Source organism: Streptomyces sp. NPDC060205, assembly GCF_042728395.1.
GTDB lineage: Bacteria > Actinomycetota > Actinomycetes > Streptomycetales > Streptomycetaceae > Streptomyces.
Map to the genome: position 1 here is coordinate 29,902 of NZ_JBHWZP010000040.1, position 14,887 is coordinate 44,788.

The 14,887-nt window shown below is 72.6% G+C and carries 11 protein-coding genes; 8 read left to right on the forward strand and 3 right to left on the reverse strand.

Going from position 1 to position 14,887, the window contains the following annotated elements; genetic code table 11:
* Window positions 1-104 precede the first annotated feature (104 nt).
* Window positions 105-2,138 (forward strand): hypothetical protein, encoded by a 2,034-nt coding sequence (locus ACFWGJ_RS10165; protein WP_387322346.1) that lies wholly within the window; start codon window positions 105-107, stop codon window positions 2,136-2,138.
* Window positions 2,139-2,154: 16 nt separating this feature from the next.
* Here the strand turns inward: ACFWGJ_RS10165 and ACFWGJ_RS10170 are convergent, their stop codons facing one another.
* Window positions 2,155-2,634, reverse strand: a complete 480-nt coding sequence (locus ACFWGJ_RS10170; protein ID WP_387322348.1) for a MarR family winged helix-turn-helix transcriptional regulator — start codon at window positions 2,632-2,634, stop codon at window positions 2,155-2,157.
* A 124-nt stretch (window positions 2,635-2,758) separates the two neighbouring features.
* Between ACFWGJ_RS10170 and ACFWGJ_RS10175 the strand changes: the two genes are divergently transcribed.
* Together ACFWGJ_RS10175 and rox are read left to right on the forward strand one after the other, a co-directional pair.
* Window positions 2,759-4,834, forward strand: coding sequence for an MMPL family transporter (locus ACFWGJ_RS10175; protein WP_387322349.1), 2,076 nt, complete (start codon window positions 2,759-2,761; stop codon window positions 4,832-4,834).
* Between the two features lie 201 nt (window positions 4,835-5,035).
* Window positions 5,036-6,463, forward strand: coding sequence for a rifampin monooxygenase (gene rox / locus ACFWGJ_RS10180; protein ID WP_387322350.1), 1,428 nt, complete (start codon window positions 5,036-5,038; stop codon window positions 6,461-6,463).
* Window positions 6,464-6,542: 79 nt separating this feature from the next.
* On the opposite strand, the gene ACFWGJ_RS10185 is transcribed toward rox, so the two are convergent.
* The gene (locus ACFWGJ_RS10185; protein WP_387322351.1) at window positions 6,543-7,319 is read right to left on the reverse strand and encodes a response regulator; all 777 of its coding nucleotides are present in this window, start codon (window positions 7,317-7,319) and stop codon (window positions 6,543-6,545) included.
* A complete protein-coding gene (locus tag ACFWGJ_RS10190; RefSeq protein ID WP_387322360.1) occupies window positions 7,316-8,677 on the reverse strand; it encodes a sensor histidine kinase in 1,362 nt (453 codons plus the stop codon). The genes ACFWGJ_RS10185 and ACFWGJ_RS10190 overlap by 4 nt, the downstream gene beginning before the upstream one ends.
* Window positions 8,678-8,915: 238 nt before the next feature.
* Between ACFWGJ_RS10190 and ACFWGJ_RS10195 the strand changes: the two genes are divergently transcribed.
* The 5 genes from ACFWGJ_RS10195 to ACFWGJ_RS10215 all read left to right on the forward strand — a co-directional run bounded on the left by ACFWGJ_RS10195 (window position 8,916) and on the right by ACFWGJ_RS10215 (window position 14,873).
* On the forward strand, window positions 8,916-9,743 hold the full coding sequence (locus ACFWGJ_RS10195) for an ABC transporter ATP-binding protein (RefSeq protein WP_387322353.1): 828 nt from the start codon (window positions 8,916-8,918) through the stop codon (window positions 9,741-9,743).
* Window positions 9,740-12,262, forward strand: a complete 2,523-nt coding sequence (locus tag ACFWGJ_RS10200) for an ABC transporter permease (RefSeq protein ID WP_387322354.1) — start codon at window positions 9,740-9,742, stop codon at window positions 12,260-12,262. The genes ACFWGJ_RS10195 and ACFWGJ_RS10200 overlap by 4 nt, the downstream gene beginning before the upstream one ends.
* A 129-nt stretch (window positions 12,263-12,391) precedes the next feature.
* The gene (locus tag ACFWGJ_RS10205; protein WP_387322356.1) at window positions 12,392-13,201 is read left to right on the forward strand and encodes an alpha/beta fold hydrolase; all 810 of its coding nucleotides are present in this window, start codon (window positions 12,392-12,394) and stop codon (window positions 13,199-13,201) included.
* Complete coding sequence (locus ACFWGJ_RS10210; RefSeq protein WP_387322357.1) at window positions 13,201-14,517, forward strand: PP2C family protein-serine/threonine phosphatase; 1,317 nt, start codon at window positions 13,201-13,203, stop codon at window positions 14,515-14,517. The genes ACFWGJ_RS10205 and ACFWGJ_RS10210 overlap by 1 nt, the downstream gene beginning before the upstream one ends.
* Window positions 14,514-14,873 (forward strand): STAS domain-containing protein, encoded by a 360-nt coding sequence (locus tag ACFWGJ_RS10215; RefSeq protein ID WP_387322358.1) that lies wholly within the window; start codon window positions 14,514-14,516, stop codon window positions 14,871-14,873. Before ACFWGJ_RS10210 ends, ACFWGJ_RS10215 begins: the two co-directional genes overlap by 4 nt.
* Window positions 14,874-14,887 lie beyond the last annotated feature (14 nt).

A 14,887-nucleotide genomic window follows, 5' to 3' on the forward strand; every position in this document is an offset into this window, starting at 1 on the left:
CTGGGGACGTCAGCGGAGTGTGACGGCCAAGGTGACGGCATCGAAGATCACTCGTTTGACCGTACTGACAGATCTTCCCCGTCCCCCGAAAGAGCTAAGCGATCATGTTTGTGCGCTGGCATACACCCTCGGACAGCGACCTGCGTGTGCTCGATGTGCGGCGCGCGGAAGCCGCGCTCATGGAGCACTACGCGCGGCTGGTCCGACTGGTCTACGTCACCCTCCCCCGCTCCCCGGGCCGCCACCGGCGGGTCCTCGCCGCCCATGGCCTCGTACAGCGGGCGCTGCCCCACCGCGCGCCCGCCATACCGGTCCGGCGCCGCTCGGGCGACGCCCGGGACGCGGCCCCGGACGAGTACGGGGTCCTGCGGACGTCCGTACTGCGGGCGGCCATGGCCCAGGACGCGCGGCGCGGTCCGCTCACCCGGTCGCGGGGGCGGTGGGCGGGGCGCCCCGCGCTGCCCGCGGTGTGGGGGCTGCGGGTCTTCCCCCAGTCGGGGGGCGCCGAGGAACTGCTGCTGGACCGTGCCCTCGCGCAGGCCGGCTGGCCGGTGCGGGCGGCCGTCGCGCTGCTCGTCCTGGAGAAGCTGTCCGTGGACGAAGCGGCCACCGTCCTGCGGGACACCGGCGTGGCCGAGCCCGGCGAAGCCCTCCGGGCCGCCCGGCGGCTCGTCGACGAGAGCGGCCCTCAGCTCTCGAACCCCGGCAGCGGCACGGGTACGGCGGAGACGGCCGACGGATCCGGCCCGGCATCGGCGGCAGGCGGCTCCGGCCCGCCCGTGTCCGCCCTGCTCGCCCCGGAGTTCGACCCCTGTCTGCTGCACGCACGGCCGACCGACCTCCTCCGCCGCAGACACCGGGTGCGCACCGCGGTGACCGGCGCCCTGCTGGCCGCGTGCGTCGGAGCCGTTTCCCTCTCCCTCGCGGGCGACAGCGGTGTCCCCGCCGAGAGCGGCCGCGATTGGACGGACTCGAAGGCAGTGGGCACCGCGCTGCTGCGCCAGACGCCCGCCGGCGTCTGGGCGGACACCGCCCGGGTCGACTTCACGGCCTGGCCCGCCCGCGGAGCGCGGACCGGCGACCGGGCACTGCTGGAGCGCGCCCTGCGGGCCTGGTCGGACCCGTCCTGGCGGGGGCGGCGGTCGCAGGAGGCCGGAGCGGCGCCCACGGGCAGCGGCCCGGCGCCGCATCTGCTGTTCGCGGACGACGTCGACGGACGCGCGGTCGTCGTCCTGCACGACGACCTGACCACCGTGCGCTACAGCGAACCGCTGGACGGCGACGGCACCCCCGAGCTGGTGTCCGCCCTCACCGACGGCGCGAACGTGACGACCGCCGCCGCGGTCGTCGTCTCCCGCACACCGGAGTCCGTACGGATGCTCCTGGCGCCGTGGATCGCCGAGGCGGGCATGCGCGATCTGCTGGCACCCGACACGCCGGCCCGGGAGGTGTCCCGTTCCCGCACGGGCCTCACCGAGCCCCTGCCGGTGCCGTCGGCCGGTGGCGACTGCCGTACCTGGCCCGTCGTGCAACTGCGGTCCTCGACGCGCATCGTCGAGAAGCACGCGTTCCTGCTCACCGACCTCGGCGGTCTGTCGCCCGTCCATCTGACCTACATGCCGCCGCCGGAGCCGGGGGTGCGTCCGCGACCGCCCCGGGAGGCCACCGGGCCCGACGCGCTGCGGGGCTGGGCACGCACCGCCTGCCGGCTGGACGGAATGCGCGGCCAGGGGGTGCGCTCGGTGAACCACTGGATCTTCGCGCAGCAGGACCTGCCCGAGCGCGCAGGCCGGGCCACCTGGGTGTGCGCCCGTGCCGACACCTGGCGCGGCCCCGGCCGGGTGGAGTACCTCTTCCTCGGCCCGGGCACCGGTCCCGCCCGCTCCGCCGGTGTCCGCGCGAACACCGCCGAGTGCAGCCGGTTCGGCCAGCACGTGCTGGCGGACGTCGACTGGCGGGCCCCTTCCGGATCCTCGTACCTGCTGGCCGCCGGGAGCAGGTCCGTCGGCAGCATCAAGGCCTCGGGGCCCCTGCGTGCCGAGGCCGACGGACGCTTCCTCGCCGTCCGTGCCCCCAGGAACACCGACGCGAAGGTCGTCGGACAGCTCCCCGAGCGGGCCGAGGTCCGGGCGCCCTGAGGCAACGGGCGCCCGGTCAGCGCTCGTTGCTCAGTTCGCTGTTGAGGGCGTGGAGGAACTCGGCGATCGTCTCCAGCTGCTCGGGGGTGAACTTCCGGCGCGCGGCCTCCGTGCTGCGCGCCAGCGGGCTGAAGTACTCGCGGGCGAGCTTCCGGGCGCCCGCGTTGTAGGTGAGGTGGACCACCCTGCGGTCGGCGCTCTCACGCGTGCGGCTGATGTGGCCCGCGCGTTCGAGTCTGTCGAGACAGGCCGTGACGGCCCCGGAGGTGAGGTCGAGGCGCTCCCGCAGACGCGAGGGCGTCATCGGCTCCCCGTCGGTCACCGAGGCGTCCAGGATCGCGGCCAGCGCGTGGACGTCCGTGGCATGCAGCTCGTTGGCCTGGGCAAACGAGTGGGCGATCCGGTTGAACTCGCTGTTCAGCGCCCGCAGCAGGACGGCGTAGGCCTGGAGATCGCTGGCGTGGCCCTCAGGGCTGTCCGAACTGTTGGGCTGCATGGGACAAGGATAATATCTCTCAATGGTTGAGATACTTTCTCTTTGAGCTATCTTTGCTTTCGACCGCTGTCCGTCCGGTCCCTGTCCTGCGCCACGCCTGTTGGGAAAGCTCTTGAGAAAGTCAATGAACACCGCGCGTCGACCCGCCCGATGGCTGGTCCCGCTGGTCCTCGTCGTCGTCTGGCTCGGTCTCGGCGGAGCCTTCGGCTCCTACGCGGGCAAGCTCGGCGACGTGTCGACGAACGACCAGGCCGCCTTCCTGCCACAGAACGCCGAGTCCACCAAGGTCATCGAGCAGCAGAAGGCCTTCGCCGAGCGGGAGACCCTGCCCGCCGTCCTCGTCTGGACCGCCGACGGCGGCGGCAAGGTCTCCACGGCGCAACAGGACTCCGCGACCCGGGTCCTGGAGTCGCTCGCCGAGGTGGAGGGCGTCGAAAGCAGGCCCTCACCGGCCCTGCGCTCACAGGACGGAGCCGCACTCCAGGGCGTCGTGCCGCTGCGCCCGGATCTCGGGGAGCGGCTGGGCGAGGTGCTGGACGAACTGGAGCAGGCCGCGGCGGACGTCTCCGGGACCCGCGTCCAGATCGCCGGACCCGCCGCCACCCAGGGCGACCTCGGCGAGGCCTTCGCGGGCATCGACGGGATCCTGCTGGGAGTGGCCCTGGCGGCCGTGCTGCTCATCCTGCTGCTGGTCTACCGCAGTGTGCTGCTGCCCTTCACGATCATCATCAGCGCCGTCTTCGCCCTCGGCATCGCCTGCGCCATCGTCTATGTGCTCGCCGACCACGACGTCGTGCGTGTGGACGGTCAGGTGCAGGGCATCCTCTCGATCCTCGTGATCGGCGCCGCCACCGACTACGCCCTCCTGCTGACGGCCCGTTTCCGCGAGGAACTCGCGCGCAGCGACGACCGCTTCCAGGCCGCGTGGAAGGCACTGCGCGACTCCTTCGGCGCGATCACCGCCAGCGCCGCGACCGTCGCCCTGGGGCTGCTCGCCCTGCTGCTCAGCGACCTCACCAACAACCGCGCGCTGGGCCCCGTCGGAGCGATCGGCATCGTGTGCGCCGTACTGACGACCCTCACGTTCCTGCCCGCGGTGCTCGCCCTCATGGGCAAGGTGGCCTTCTGGCCGGCCAAGCCCCGTTCGGCCGACGCGGAGACGGGCGGGCACGGGATCTGGCGGCGCGTCGCCCACTGGGTGGACACGCGCCCCCGGCGGCTGTGGATGGCCTCCGCCGCGCTGCTCGTGGCGGGTGCGGCGTTCTTCCCCGCCCTGCAGTCGAAGGGCGTGCCCCTGGACGAGCTGTTCGTCAACGACGCACCGTCCGTCGCGGCCCAGGAGACCCTGGGCCGGCACTTCCCCGGCGGCTCCGGCCAGCCGGTCGTGATCATCGCGGACGCGGACCGGCGTACGGAGGTCACGCGCGCCGCGGCCGCGACGAAGGGCGTCGCCGAGGCACAGGCGGTGACCGCTTCCGGCCGCCCGGACGGAAAGCCGCTGGTCAAGGACGGCCGGGTGCGCATCGACGCCGTCCTGGACGCCGCGCCGGACAGCGACTCGGCGAAGGACACCGTGCAGGCGCTCCGCGACCGGCTGCACACGGCCGACACCGGCGCCCTGGTCGGCGGCTACACCGCGCAGCAGTACGACACTCAGCGCACCGCGGAGCACGACCGGACCCTGATCATCCCCGTCGTCCTGGCGATCATCCTGCTGATTCTCGTCGTCCTGCTGCGCTGCCTCCTGCTGCCGGTGATCCTGGTGGCCACCGTGGCGCTGAACTACCTCGCCACGCTCGGGATCGCGGGCCTGGTGTTCCGGCACGGCTTCGGCTTCTCCGGCACGGACGCCTCGGTTCCGCTGTACGGGTTCGTGTTCCTCGTCGCGCTCGGCGTGGACTACAACATCTTCCTGATGTCACGCGTACGGGAGGAGACACTGCAACTGGGCACGCGGCAGGGCATGTTGCGCGGACTGATCGCCACCGGCGGTGTCATCACCTCCGCGGGGGTGGTCCTGGCCGCCACGTTCGCGGCCCTGATCGTCATCCCGCTCGCGTTCCTCGCGCAGATCGCCTTCATCGTCGCCTTCGGCGTGCTGCTCGACACGATCGTGGTGCGCTCGCTGCTGGTCCCGGCCCTCGTCCGGGACATCGGCCCGGCCGTCTGGTGGCCCGGCCGCCTCGCGCGCCGGCCGTAACCGGCGCAGGCGGCGGCCGTCCGGGGCGCTGCCGGCGCGGGCAATGAAGAAGGCAAGGAGTCGTGTGCTCCTTGCCTTCTTCAAGCTATAGCGCACCGGGGGGCTTGCCGCAAGACCCCGGTCGTGGCGCAGAATCACCGGCCGAAGCCGGAAACCACCGGACCGGCTTCTCGGTTTCTACGTCGCTGAGTTGGGGTTTTGATGATTGACGTGATCGTTGTGGGCGCGGGACCGACCGGCCTGATGCTGGCCGGCGAGTTGCGGCTGCACGGTGTGCACGTGGTGGTGCTGGAGAAGCTGACCGAGCCGACCGCGGAGACCCGGGGCCGCGGCCTGCACACGCGCAGCGTCGAGATGATGGACCAGCGCGGGCTGCTGGACCGCTTCCTCGCGGTCAGCGAGAAGTTCCAGGCCGGCGGGCTCTTCGGCGGCATCATGAAACCGTGGCCGGACTCGCTGGACACCGGCCATCCGTACGGACTGTCCACGCTGCAGCCGGTCACCGAGCGGCTGCTCGAAGAGCGGGCCGTGGAACTGGGCGCCGAGATCCGGCGCGGCAGTGAAGTGGCCGGACTGAGCCAGGACGAGGACGGGGTGAGCGTCGGACTGGCGGACGGTACGAGCCTGCGTTCCCGCTATCTCGTCGGGTGCGACGGCGGGCGCAGTGCGGTGCGCAAGCTGCTCGGCGTCGGCTTCCCCGGCGAGCCCGCCACGGTCGAGACGCTGCTGGGCGACATGGAACTGACCGCGGACGCGGCGTCGGTCGCCGCCGTCGTCGCGGAGGTCCGCAAGACCCAGCTGCGGTTCGGCACCATCCCCAACGGCGACGGAACGCACCGCGTCATCGTGCCCGCCGACGGGGTGGCCGAGGAGCGGGAGACCGCGCCGACCCTCGACGAGTTCAGGCAGCGGCTGCGGGACGTGGCGGGCACCGACTTCGGTGTGCACTCACCGCGCTGGCTGTCCCGGTTCGGCGACGCCACCCGGCAGGCCGAGCGCTACCGGGTCGGACGCGTGCTGCTGGCGGGCGACGCGGCGCACATCCATCCGCCGACCGGCGGGCAGGGGCTCAACCTCGGAGTACAGGACGCCTTCAACCTCGGCTGGAAGCTGGCCGCCGCGGTCGACGGCTGGGCGCCGGAAGGGCTTCTGGACAGCTACCACGACGAACGGCACCCGGTGGGCGCCCGCGTGCTCGACAACACCCGGGCGCAGATCACGCTGTTGGGGACGAGTGCGGGTGCGGTCGCGCTGCGGGAGCTGTTCTCGAAGCTGATGGACTTCGAGGAGGTGAACCGGTACGTCACCGAGATGATCACCGCGGTCGGGGTCCGCTACGACTTCGGCGAGGGCCACGACCTGCTCGGCCGCCGCATGCGGGACGTCGAGCTGAAGCACGGACGCCTCTACTCGCTGATGCACGAGGGCCGCGGCCTGCTGCTCGACCGGACCGGCGGCCTCTCGGTGGCGGGCTGGACGGACCGGGTCGACCACGTGGTCGACGTCAGCGAACAACTGGACGTACCGGCCGTGCTGTTGCGGCCGGACGGCCATGTGGCGTGGGCCGGCGACGACCAGCAGGACCTGCTGGCGCACCTGCCCAAGTGGTTCGGGAACGCCACCGGTTGAGCGTTCCGCGCCACGTCCCACCGGAACCGCGACCGGGACCGGGACCGGAACCGCGACCGGGACCGGGACCGGGACCGCGTCAGCGGGTGCCGGTCCGCGTGGGTCGGGCGGACCGCTCGGCCGCCTCGTGTGCGCCGGCACTGACCAGCCCTGTCTCGTAGGCGACGATGACGGCCTGCACACGGTCGCGGAGCCGGAGTTTGGCGAGGATGCGGGCGACGTGCGTCTTGACGGTCGTCTCCGCCAGATGGAGTCGGGCGGCGAGTTCGGCGTTGCTCAGCCCCTGGGCCAGCAGCCCGAGGACTTCCACTTCGCGCGGGGTCAGCGGGGCGAGGTCGCGGTGCAGGGCGGCGGCGTCGCTGCCGCGTCGCGTGAACCTCTGCACGAGGCGGCGGGTGATGGCGGGTGCCAGGAGAGCGTCACCGGTGCGGACCGTGCGGATGGCGGCGGTCAGTTGCTCGGGGGTGACGTCCTTGAGGAGGAAGCCGCTGGCCCCCGCGGACAGCGCCGCGTAGACGTACTGGTCGAGGTCGAAGGTGGTCAGGATGATGACGCGCGGCACGTCGGGGGCGTCCGTAGCACCGGAACTGCCGGAACCGGCGGAACCGCCGGAACCGCCGGGAACGCCGGGAACGCCGGTGAGGATGCGGCGGGTGGCCTCCAGGCCGTCCATCTCGGGCATCCGGACGTCCATGAGCACCACGTCGGGGCGCGTGCGGCGGACCGCTTCGACCGCCTCGGCTCCGTTGACCGCCTCGGCGACCACGTCGATGCCGTCGGCGCCGAGGATCAGCCGGAATCCCGTACGGACCAGGGTCTGGTCGTCGGCGAGGACCACCCGCAGCGGCTCGGTCACGGCGTCCACGGTGTCTCCAAGGGGATGGTCTCCAGGGGAATCTGGGCCACCACACGGTAGCCGCCGGTCAGGCGCCGGCCGGTCTCCAGCGTTCCGTCGTGCACGGCGAGGCGCTCCCGCAGACCGATCAGCCCCCGGCCGCTGCCGGCCGCCGCGCCCGTGCCCGGCTGTCCGCCGGTGTCGGTGACTTCGATCCGCAGCCGCTGCGGGCCGTATGCGACGGTGACGGCGGCGGTGGCGCCGGACGCGTGTTTCACCGTGTTGGTCAGGGCTTCCTGGACCACGCGGTAGGCGGCGAGTTCGAGACCGGGCGGGAGGGGACGGGGCGGTCCTGTCACGGTCAGGGCGACGGGCAGCCCGGTGTCCCGGACCCGTCCGACCAGCTTCTCCAGCTGGTCCAGGCCGGGTTGCGGGGCCAGCTCCGCCACCACGGCACCGGCCGGGTCCGCGCCTTCGGCCGTCCCCCTGCCCCCGCCCTCGCCGTCACTCCCGTCCTCACCCTCGGCGGCCATGGTGAGCAGCCCCATGACATGGCGCAGTTCCGTCATGGCCGCCCTTCCGCCCGCCTCGACGGCGAGCAGCGCCTCGCCGGCCTGCTCCGGCGAGGTCCGCATGATCTTGCGGGCGGCGCCCGCCTGAATGATCATCACGCTGACGTTGTGCGTGACGACGTCGTGCAGTTCGCGGGCGATCCTGGCCCGCTCGTGCTCGACCGCCCGCCGCAGTGCCCGGCTCTGTTCACGTTCCAGGACGGAGAGCCGGGCGCGGCCCTCGTCGGTCCGGAGTTTCCAGGTCCGCAGGCCGACGGCGGCCACGGCCATCGGGACCAGGATCAGCAGCGCGATGTACTCGTTGGGGACGATCGGTGTCACCGAGTTGCCCGAGGTGCCGACCAGGACGACCGACACCGGCAGCGCCACCAGGGTCGCCACCCGGTACGGGCTGTACACGGCGGCGCTGTAGACGGCGATGACGTACGCGTAGAAGGTCAGCCGCAGAACGCTCTGCGGTGTCGCCAGGGTCGCGGCCGTCACGACGCACAGCACGGCGAGCGGGTAGCGGCGGCGCAGCGCCAGGGCGGCCGAGGCGACGGCCGCGAGGGTCACCATGAAGGCCATGCCCGCGGGGCCGGCCGGACGCGGAATGACGCGTACCACCCCGGGGGCGATCTCGCGGATCACGACGTTGTCGGCGTTGTCGATGCCGTAGTAGACGGTGGTGATGCCGAGTACCAGGGCCGTCAGCACGTCGAACAGCCAGGCGCGTCGGGTGAGCCGCAGCGGTGGACCGCTCGGCAGCCCGGCCTCGCGGACCGCCCGGCGGGCGGCTTCCCACAGCCGCGCAGGCGCCGTACGCATGTCCGTCACCGGTCCTGTGTCCGTCACCGGTTCATTGTCGCCGTCACGCGGCGGCGTGGAGTCCGTCCCGGTGGTCATTCCCACCGCGCCGGATACATCGCCCGCCTACATCGCAGGGATGACCCTCCGGGGCATCGTCCCGGCGCGGTACCGCAAGGGGTTCGGGCGGGCGATGTGTAAGGACCGGTCCCGCTCCTACCGTTCACGCAGCCGACTTCCCCGACGCAAGGAGCATGTCGTGACCGTGCCGGTGATCGAACTGCGGGAGGTGAGCCGCCACTACGACGACGGCCCGCCCGCTCTGCACGAGGTGTCGCTGACCGTGCGGCCCGGCGAGGCCGTCGCGGTCCTCGGCCCTTCCGGCAGCGGCAAGTCCACGCTGCTCAATCTGATCGCGGGCCTGGACCGGCCCGACACGGGGACCGTCACCGTGGACGGGGTGCGGGTGGACGGGCTGGGCGAAGCCGGTTCGGCGCTCTACCGGCGGTCGAAGGTCGGCATGGTCTTCCAGTTCTTCAACCTGCTCGACGATCTGACCGTCACCGACAACGTCGCCCTGCCAGCCCGCCTCGCGGGTACGCCCCGCGGCGAGGCGGACCACCGAGCGGCGGAGCTCCTCGAACTGCTGGGCATCGACCGGCACGCCCGCTCCCGTCCGGGGCGGCTGTCCGGCGGCGAACGACAACGCGTCGCGGTGGCACGGGCGTTGATGAACCGGCCGGCGCTGCTCCTGGCCGACGAGCCGACCGGGGCGCTGGACACGGCAGCCGGAGAGGACGTCAGCAGGCTGCTCGGCGACCTCAACGCCGAGGGCCAGACCCTCGTCGTGGTGACTCACGACCTGGCCCTGGCCCGGTCCTGCACGAGCCGCACGGTCCGGATCGCCGACGGCCGGATCGTCGAGGACGTCCGGTCGGGTGCCATCGGGACGGGTGCCGCCGCACTGCAGGCCGTCGCTTCGGGAACCACCGCTTCGGGAACCACCGATTCGCGGACCGTCGCGTCGGAGACCGTCGCTTCGGAGACCGTCGCGTCGCAGACCGTCGCTTCGGAGACCGCGCGATGAGCGCCCTCGGCAGGGTGGTGCGCTCGGGGGTGCGACGCCGCCGGGTGCAGACCCTGGTGACAGGGCTCGCCACGATGATGGCGGTGACCGTTTCCGTCCTCGGCGGATCGCTGCTCGTGGTGTCCGGGGCACCCTTCGACGACGCCTTCGCCCGGCAGCACGGCGCGCATCTGTCCGTGCGGTTCGACGCGGGCAAGGTGAGCGCCGGGCGGTTGGCGAAGTCCAAGGACACCGACGGAGTGAGCGGCGCGGCCGGGCCGTTCCGTACGGCGACGGTCACCCCGCGGTCGGACGGAGCCGGGCCCGGCGGGCCGCTGACCGTGGCAGGCCGGGCCGATCCGGGCGAAGACGTCGACGAGGTGACGCTGCTCGACGGGCGGTGGCCCACACGCTCCGGCGAGATCGCGCTGTCCGCCGACTCCCCGATCGTCCCGGCCCTGGGCATGAGGATCGCCTTTCCCGACCTGCCCGGCGGTCCGGAACTGGTGGTGGTCGGCGTGGCCCGCTCGGTCACACGGACCGCCGACGCCTGGGTGGTCCCGTCCCAGATGCCGGCGCTGACGGCGCCGGCCAGCGGCGGCTACCAGATGCTCTACCGCTTCACCGACGCGAGCACCGACGCGCGGGTCAGCGCGGGCGACAGGGCCGTGACCCGGTCGCTGCCGTCCGGCGCCGTCCTCGGCAAACGGTCCTGGCTCGCCGTGAAGGAGACCGCCGAGCGCGAGACCGCCGTCTACGTCCCGTTCCTGTTGGCGTTCGGAGCCCTGGGTCTGGTCATGTCGGTGCTGATCGTCGGCAACATCGTCGCGTCGGCCGTCGGTACGGCGACGCGCCGCATCGGCATCCTCAAGGCCGTCGGGTTCACCCCGGCCCAGGTCGTACGGGCGTACGTGGGCCAGGCGCTGATCCCGGCCGCCGCCGGCACGGGCCTCGGAGTCGTCGCCGGCCATCTGCTCGCCGTTCCCGTCATGGCCGAGACCGAGGACGTCTACGGCACCTCGTCCCTGGCCGTCGCCCCCTGGGTCGACCTGACGGTGGCCGCCGGGGTGCTCGGGCTGGTGGCGGCGACCGCATGGGCTGGTGCCTGGCGGGCCGGCCGGCTGCGTACGGTCGACGCGCTCGCCACGGGCCATGCCGCTCCGGCCGGGCGCGGCCGGTGGGCGGTCCGTCTCGCCGGCCGGCTGCCGCTGCCGCCGCCGGTGGCCCTGGGTCTGGCCCGGCCGTTCGCGCGGCCCGTCCGCGCGCTGGCCATGGGCACGGCGATCCTGTTCGGCACGGTCGCCGTCACGTTCACCGTGGGGATGGGTGCCTCGCTCGACGAGGTGATGAAGGCGAAGTCCCACGACGTCGCCGACGTGGTCGTGCCCGCGCCCTTGCCGGACATCGGCGAACAGGGTCCGCCAGGTGGTGCCCGAGGCCCGCAGGGCTCCCGAAGCCCACAGGACCCCGGCGCCGAGAAGCGGCCCGAGGCCGAGGCGGATCCCGCCTCGGTCGCCTCCGTCATCGGGGCCACCGCCGGAACCGGGAGGTACTACAGCGCCGCGACGGTACGGGCGTCCGTGTCCGGCCTGACCGGCACCGTCGACGTGATCGCCTTCACCGGCGACGCCTCCTGGGGCGGCTACACGATGGTCTCGGGCCACTGGTTCGACAGGTCCGGCAGCGACGGGCGCACCGCTGACAGGTCCGGCGCCGACGCACGCACCGCTGACAGCTCAGGCACCGACCGGCGCACCGCCGACCGGTCCGATACCGGCGGGCGCGGTAGCGGCGCGCCCGGGGAGGCCGTGGTCCCGACCCCTTTCCTGGCCGCCACCGGCGCCCGTGTCGGCGACACCGTCACCCTGGACGGGCTGGCCGAGCCGGTCACGGTCCGGATCGTCGGCGAGGTCCTCGACCCGCGCAACGGCGGCATGCAGGTCTTCACCGACGTATCGACGCTCACCGGCGCGCATCCCGACCTGACGGAGACGAGCCACCACATCGCGGTCACGTCCGGCACCGAGGTGACCGGCTATGTCGACGCGCTCAACAAGGACCTGGCACCGCTGGGCGTCACCGCGCAGGCCGGCGGGCTCGGCGCCGGCGGCGACATGGTCGTCACGCTCAACGCGCTCTCCGCGATCCTCACGCTGATGCTCGTCGCCGTCGCCGCGCTCGGCGTGCTCAACGGCGTCCTGCTCGACACACGCGAGCGCGTCCACGAGATCGGGATCCACAAGGCACTCGGCATGACGCCCCGGCAGACCGTCGCGATGGTCCTCACCTCGGTCGTCCTGACCGGCCTGGTCGCGGGCGCCCTGGGCGTGCCGCTCGGCGTGGCCCTGCACGGCCGGATCCTCCCCGCTATGGGCGACAGCGTGGGGCTCCGCCTCCCCGAGTCCGTCATCGCCGTCCACCACGGGGCCCAACTGCTCCCCCTCGTACTCGGCGGCCTGGTCATCGCCGCCCTGGGCGCGCTCCTGCCGGCCGGCTGGGCCGCCAGGGCCCGGACGGCCACGGCCCTGCGCACCGAATAGACGCGTCCCGGTGAGAAGTCGTCGGGCCCGCCGGGGAGGGCCGTGGGGCCGAGTCGTACCACGCGGATCCTCGGTCCCCGCGGATCCTCGATCCGCGGGGACCGTCTGCGGTCTGCGAGGATGTTTCGTATGGATGTGCGGCACAGGAACCATGTGACGGTCTCCGGACGGCCCGGTGGGCCCGTGGTGATGCTGGCGCACGGGTTCGGGTGCGACCAGAACATGTGGCGTCTGGTGGTGCCGGCGCTGGAGCGCGACTTCACCGTCGTGCTCTTCGACCACGTCGGCGCGGGGAACTCGGATCTGTCGGCATGGAGCCCGGACCGGTACTCGACGCTCGACGGCTACGTCGAGGACGTACTGGAGCTGTGCCGGGAGCTGGCGCTCGGTCCCGTGACGTTCGTGGGGCATTCCGTGAGCGCGATGATGGGGGTGGTGGCCGCCGTCCGGGAGCCCGAGGCGTTCGCCGGGCTCGTGCTGCTGGCGCCCTCGCCGCGGTTCGTCGACGATCCCGAGACCGGTTACCGGGGCGGGTTCGACGCCGAGGACATCGATGAGCTGCTGGAATCGCTGGACGCGAACTATCTGGGCTGGTCGGGCGCCATGGCCCCGGTGATCATGGGCAATCCGGAGCGGCCGGAGCTGGGTGTGGAGCTGACCAACAGTTTCTGCCGCACCGATCCGGACATCGCCAGGGTCTTCGCCCGCGTGACGTTCCTGTCCGACAACCGCGAGGATCTCGCCCTGGTGAAGGTCCCCACGCTGGTGGCCCAGTGCGCCAGCGACGCGATCGCTCCCCGGGAGGTGGGTGAGTTCGTGCACACCCGGATCCCCGGGAGCCGGCTGGTGACGCTCGACGCCACCGGGCACTGCCCGCAGCTCGCCGCTCCGCGGGAGACCACGGCGGCGATCACCTCGTTCGTGGAAGCACTCGTCTGATGGGCGAATCCGGCGACGAGAGGAACGGGGTCGCCGAGGCGGACGGGGCGGGCGAGGCAGACGAGGTGGCGAGCGGCTGGGGCACGGTCCGCCTCGGCTCCTCCGACGACCGGGCACAGTTCTCCGCGCTCCTGGAGGACAGCGTCGAGGATCTGTACGAGCACGCGCCCTGCGGCTATCTGTCCACCCTGCTGGACGGCACGATCGCGAAGGTCAACACCACGCTGCTGGACTGGCTGGGCTACGAGCGGAACGACCTGCTGGGCCGCAGACACTTCTCCGACCTGCTGACCGTGGGCGGGCGGCTCTACCACGAGACCCACTTCGCCCCGCTGCTGAGAATGCAGGGCGAGGTCAGCGGTATCGCCCTGGAGCTGAGAACCGCAGACGGCTCCCGGCTGCCGGTCCTGGTCACCTCGACCGTGCGCACCGGCAGGGACGGGCAGCCGCTGCTGATCCGCACCACGCTCTTCGACGCGCGCGACCGCCGCGCCTACGAGACCGAGCTGCTGCGCGCCCGCGAGGAGGCCGAGCGGGAACGCGAACGGCTCCAGCGCCTGGCCGCCACCCTGCAGACGACCCTGCTGCCGCCGGCCCTGGCCGACGTGCCCGGCCTGAACGTCTCCGCGTACTACCACATCGCCTCCGCCGACGAGGTCGGCGGCGACTTCTACGACCTGTTCCCGCTGGCCGAGGGCACCTGGGGACTCTTCCTCGGCGATGTGTGCGGGAAGGGGGCCGCCGCTGCGGCCGTGACCTCGCTGACCCGCTACACCCTGCGGGCCGCGGCCGTGTACGACCCTGATCCCGTCGCCGTCCTCGCCAACCTCAACACGGTCCTCAACCATGAGTACAACGGCGCCGACCCTCGCTTCTGCACGGTCGTCTTCGGTCTGCTGACCCCGGACCCGGACCGGGGCGGCTTCCACATCACCCTGGCCAGTGGCGGGCATCCGCCCGCCCTGCTGATGCGCGCCGACGGCACCACCGACCACCTGCCCACCCCGGGCGGACAGCTCATCGGTGTCCTGCCCGACGCCCACATAGCCACCACCGCCGTCCGGCTGACCCCCGGCGACACCTTGCTGCTGCACACCGACGGGCTCACCGAGGCCCACGTCAACGCCGTCGACGGCGAGGACCGCTACGGTGACGACGCACTTCTCGATTTCGCCCGCGCACTGGCACCCACCACCGCCTCGGACACCGTCGACGCGATCCGCGATCTGCTCGACACCTTCGGCAGCGGTGTGGACGACGACACCGCCGTCCTGGCCATCCATGTGCCCCGACCTCCCAGTGAAGAGCTGCCGTGACCCAGCGCCTGACCCTTCGCACCCGCACCGCTCCCGCCGGAGCGGTCATCGAACTGGCCGGGGACCTGGACCACTGCAGCGCCCCCGAGGTACGCGCCGCGCTGCCGGGACTCGACCTGCGTCCGGGCCAGCAGCTCGTCCTCGACCTCGGCGGTGTCACCTTCTGCGACTCCAGCGGTATCACCGTGCTCATCGCCGCCCGCAATCACGCCCTGGCGGCCGGTGCGGGCATCGCCCTGGCCGCCGTCCCCGGTCCCGTCAGCCGGATCTTCCGTATCGTCGGCCTGGACCAGGTCTTCGCCGTCCACCCGACGGTCCTGGCCGCCGAAGCCGCCTGGCGGCCGACGGCGAGCTGACACCGGGTCCCGGC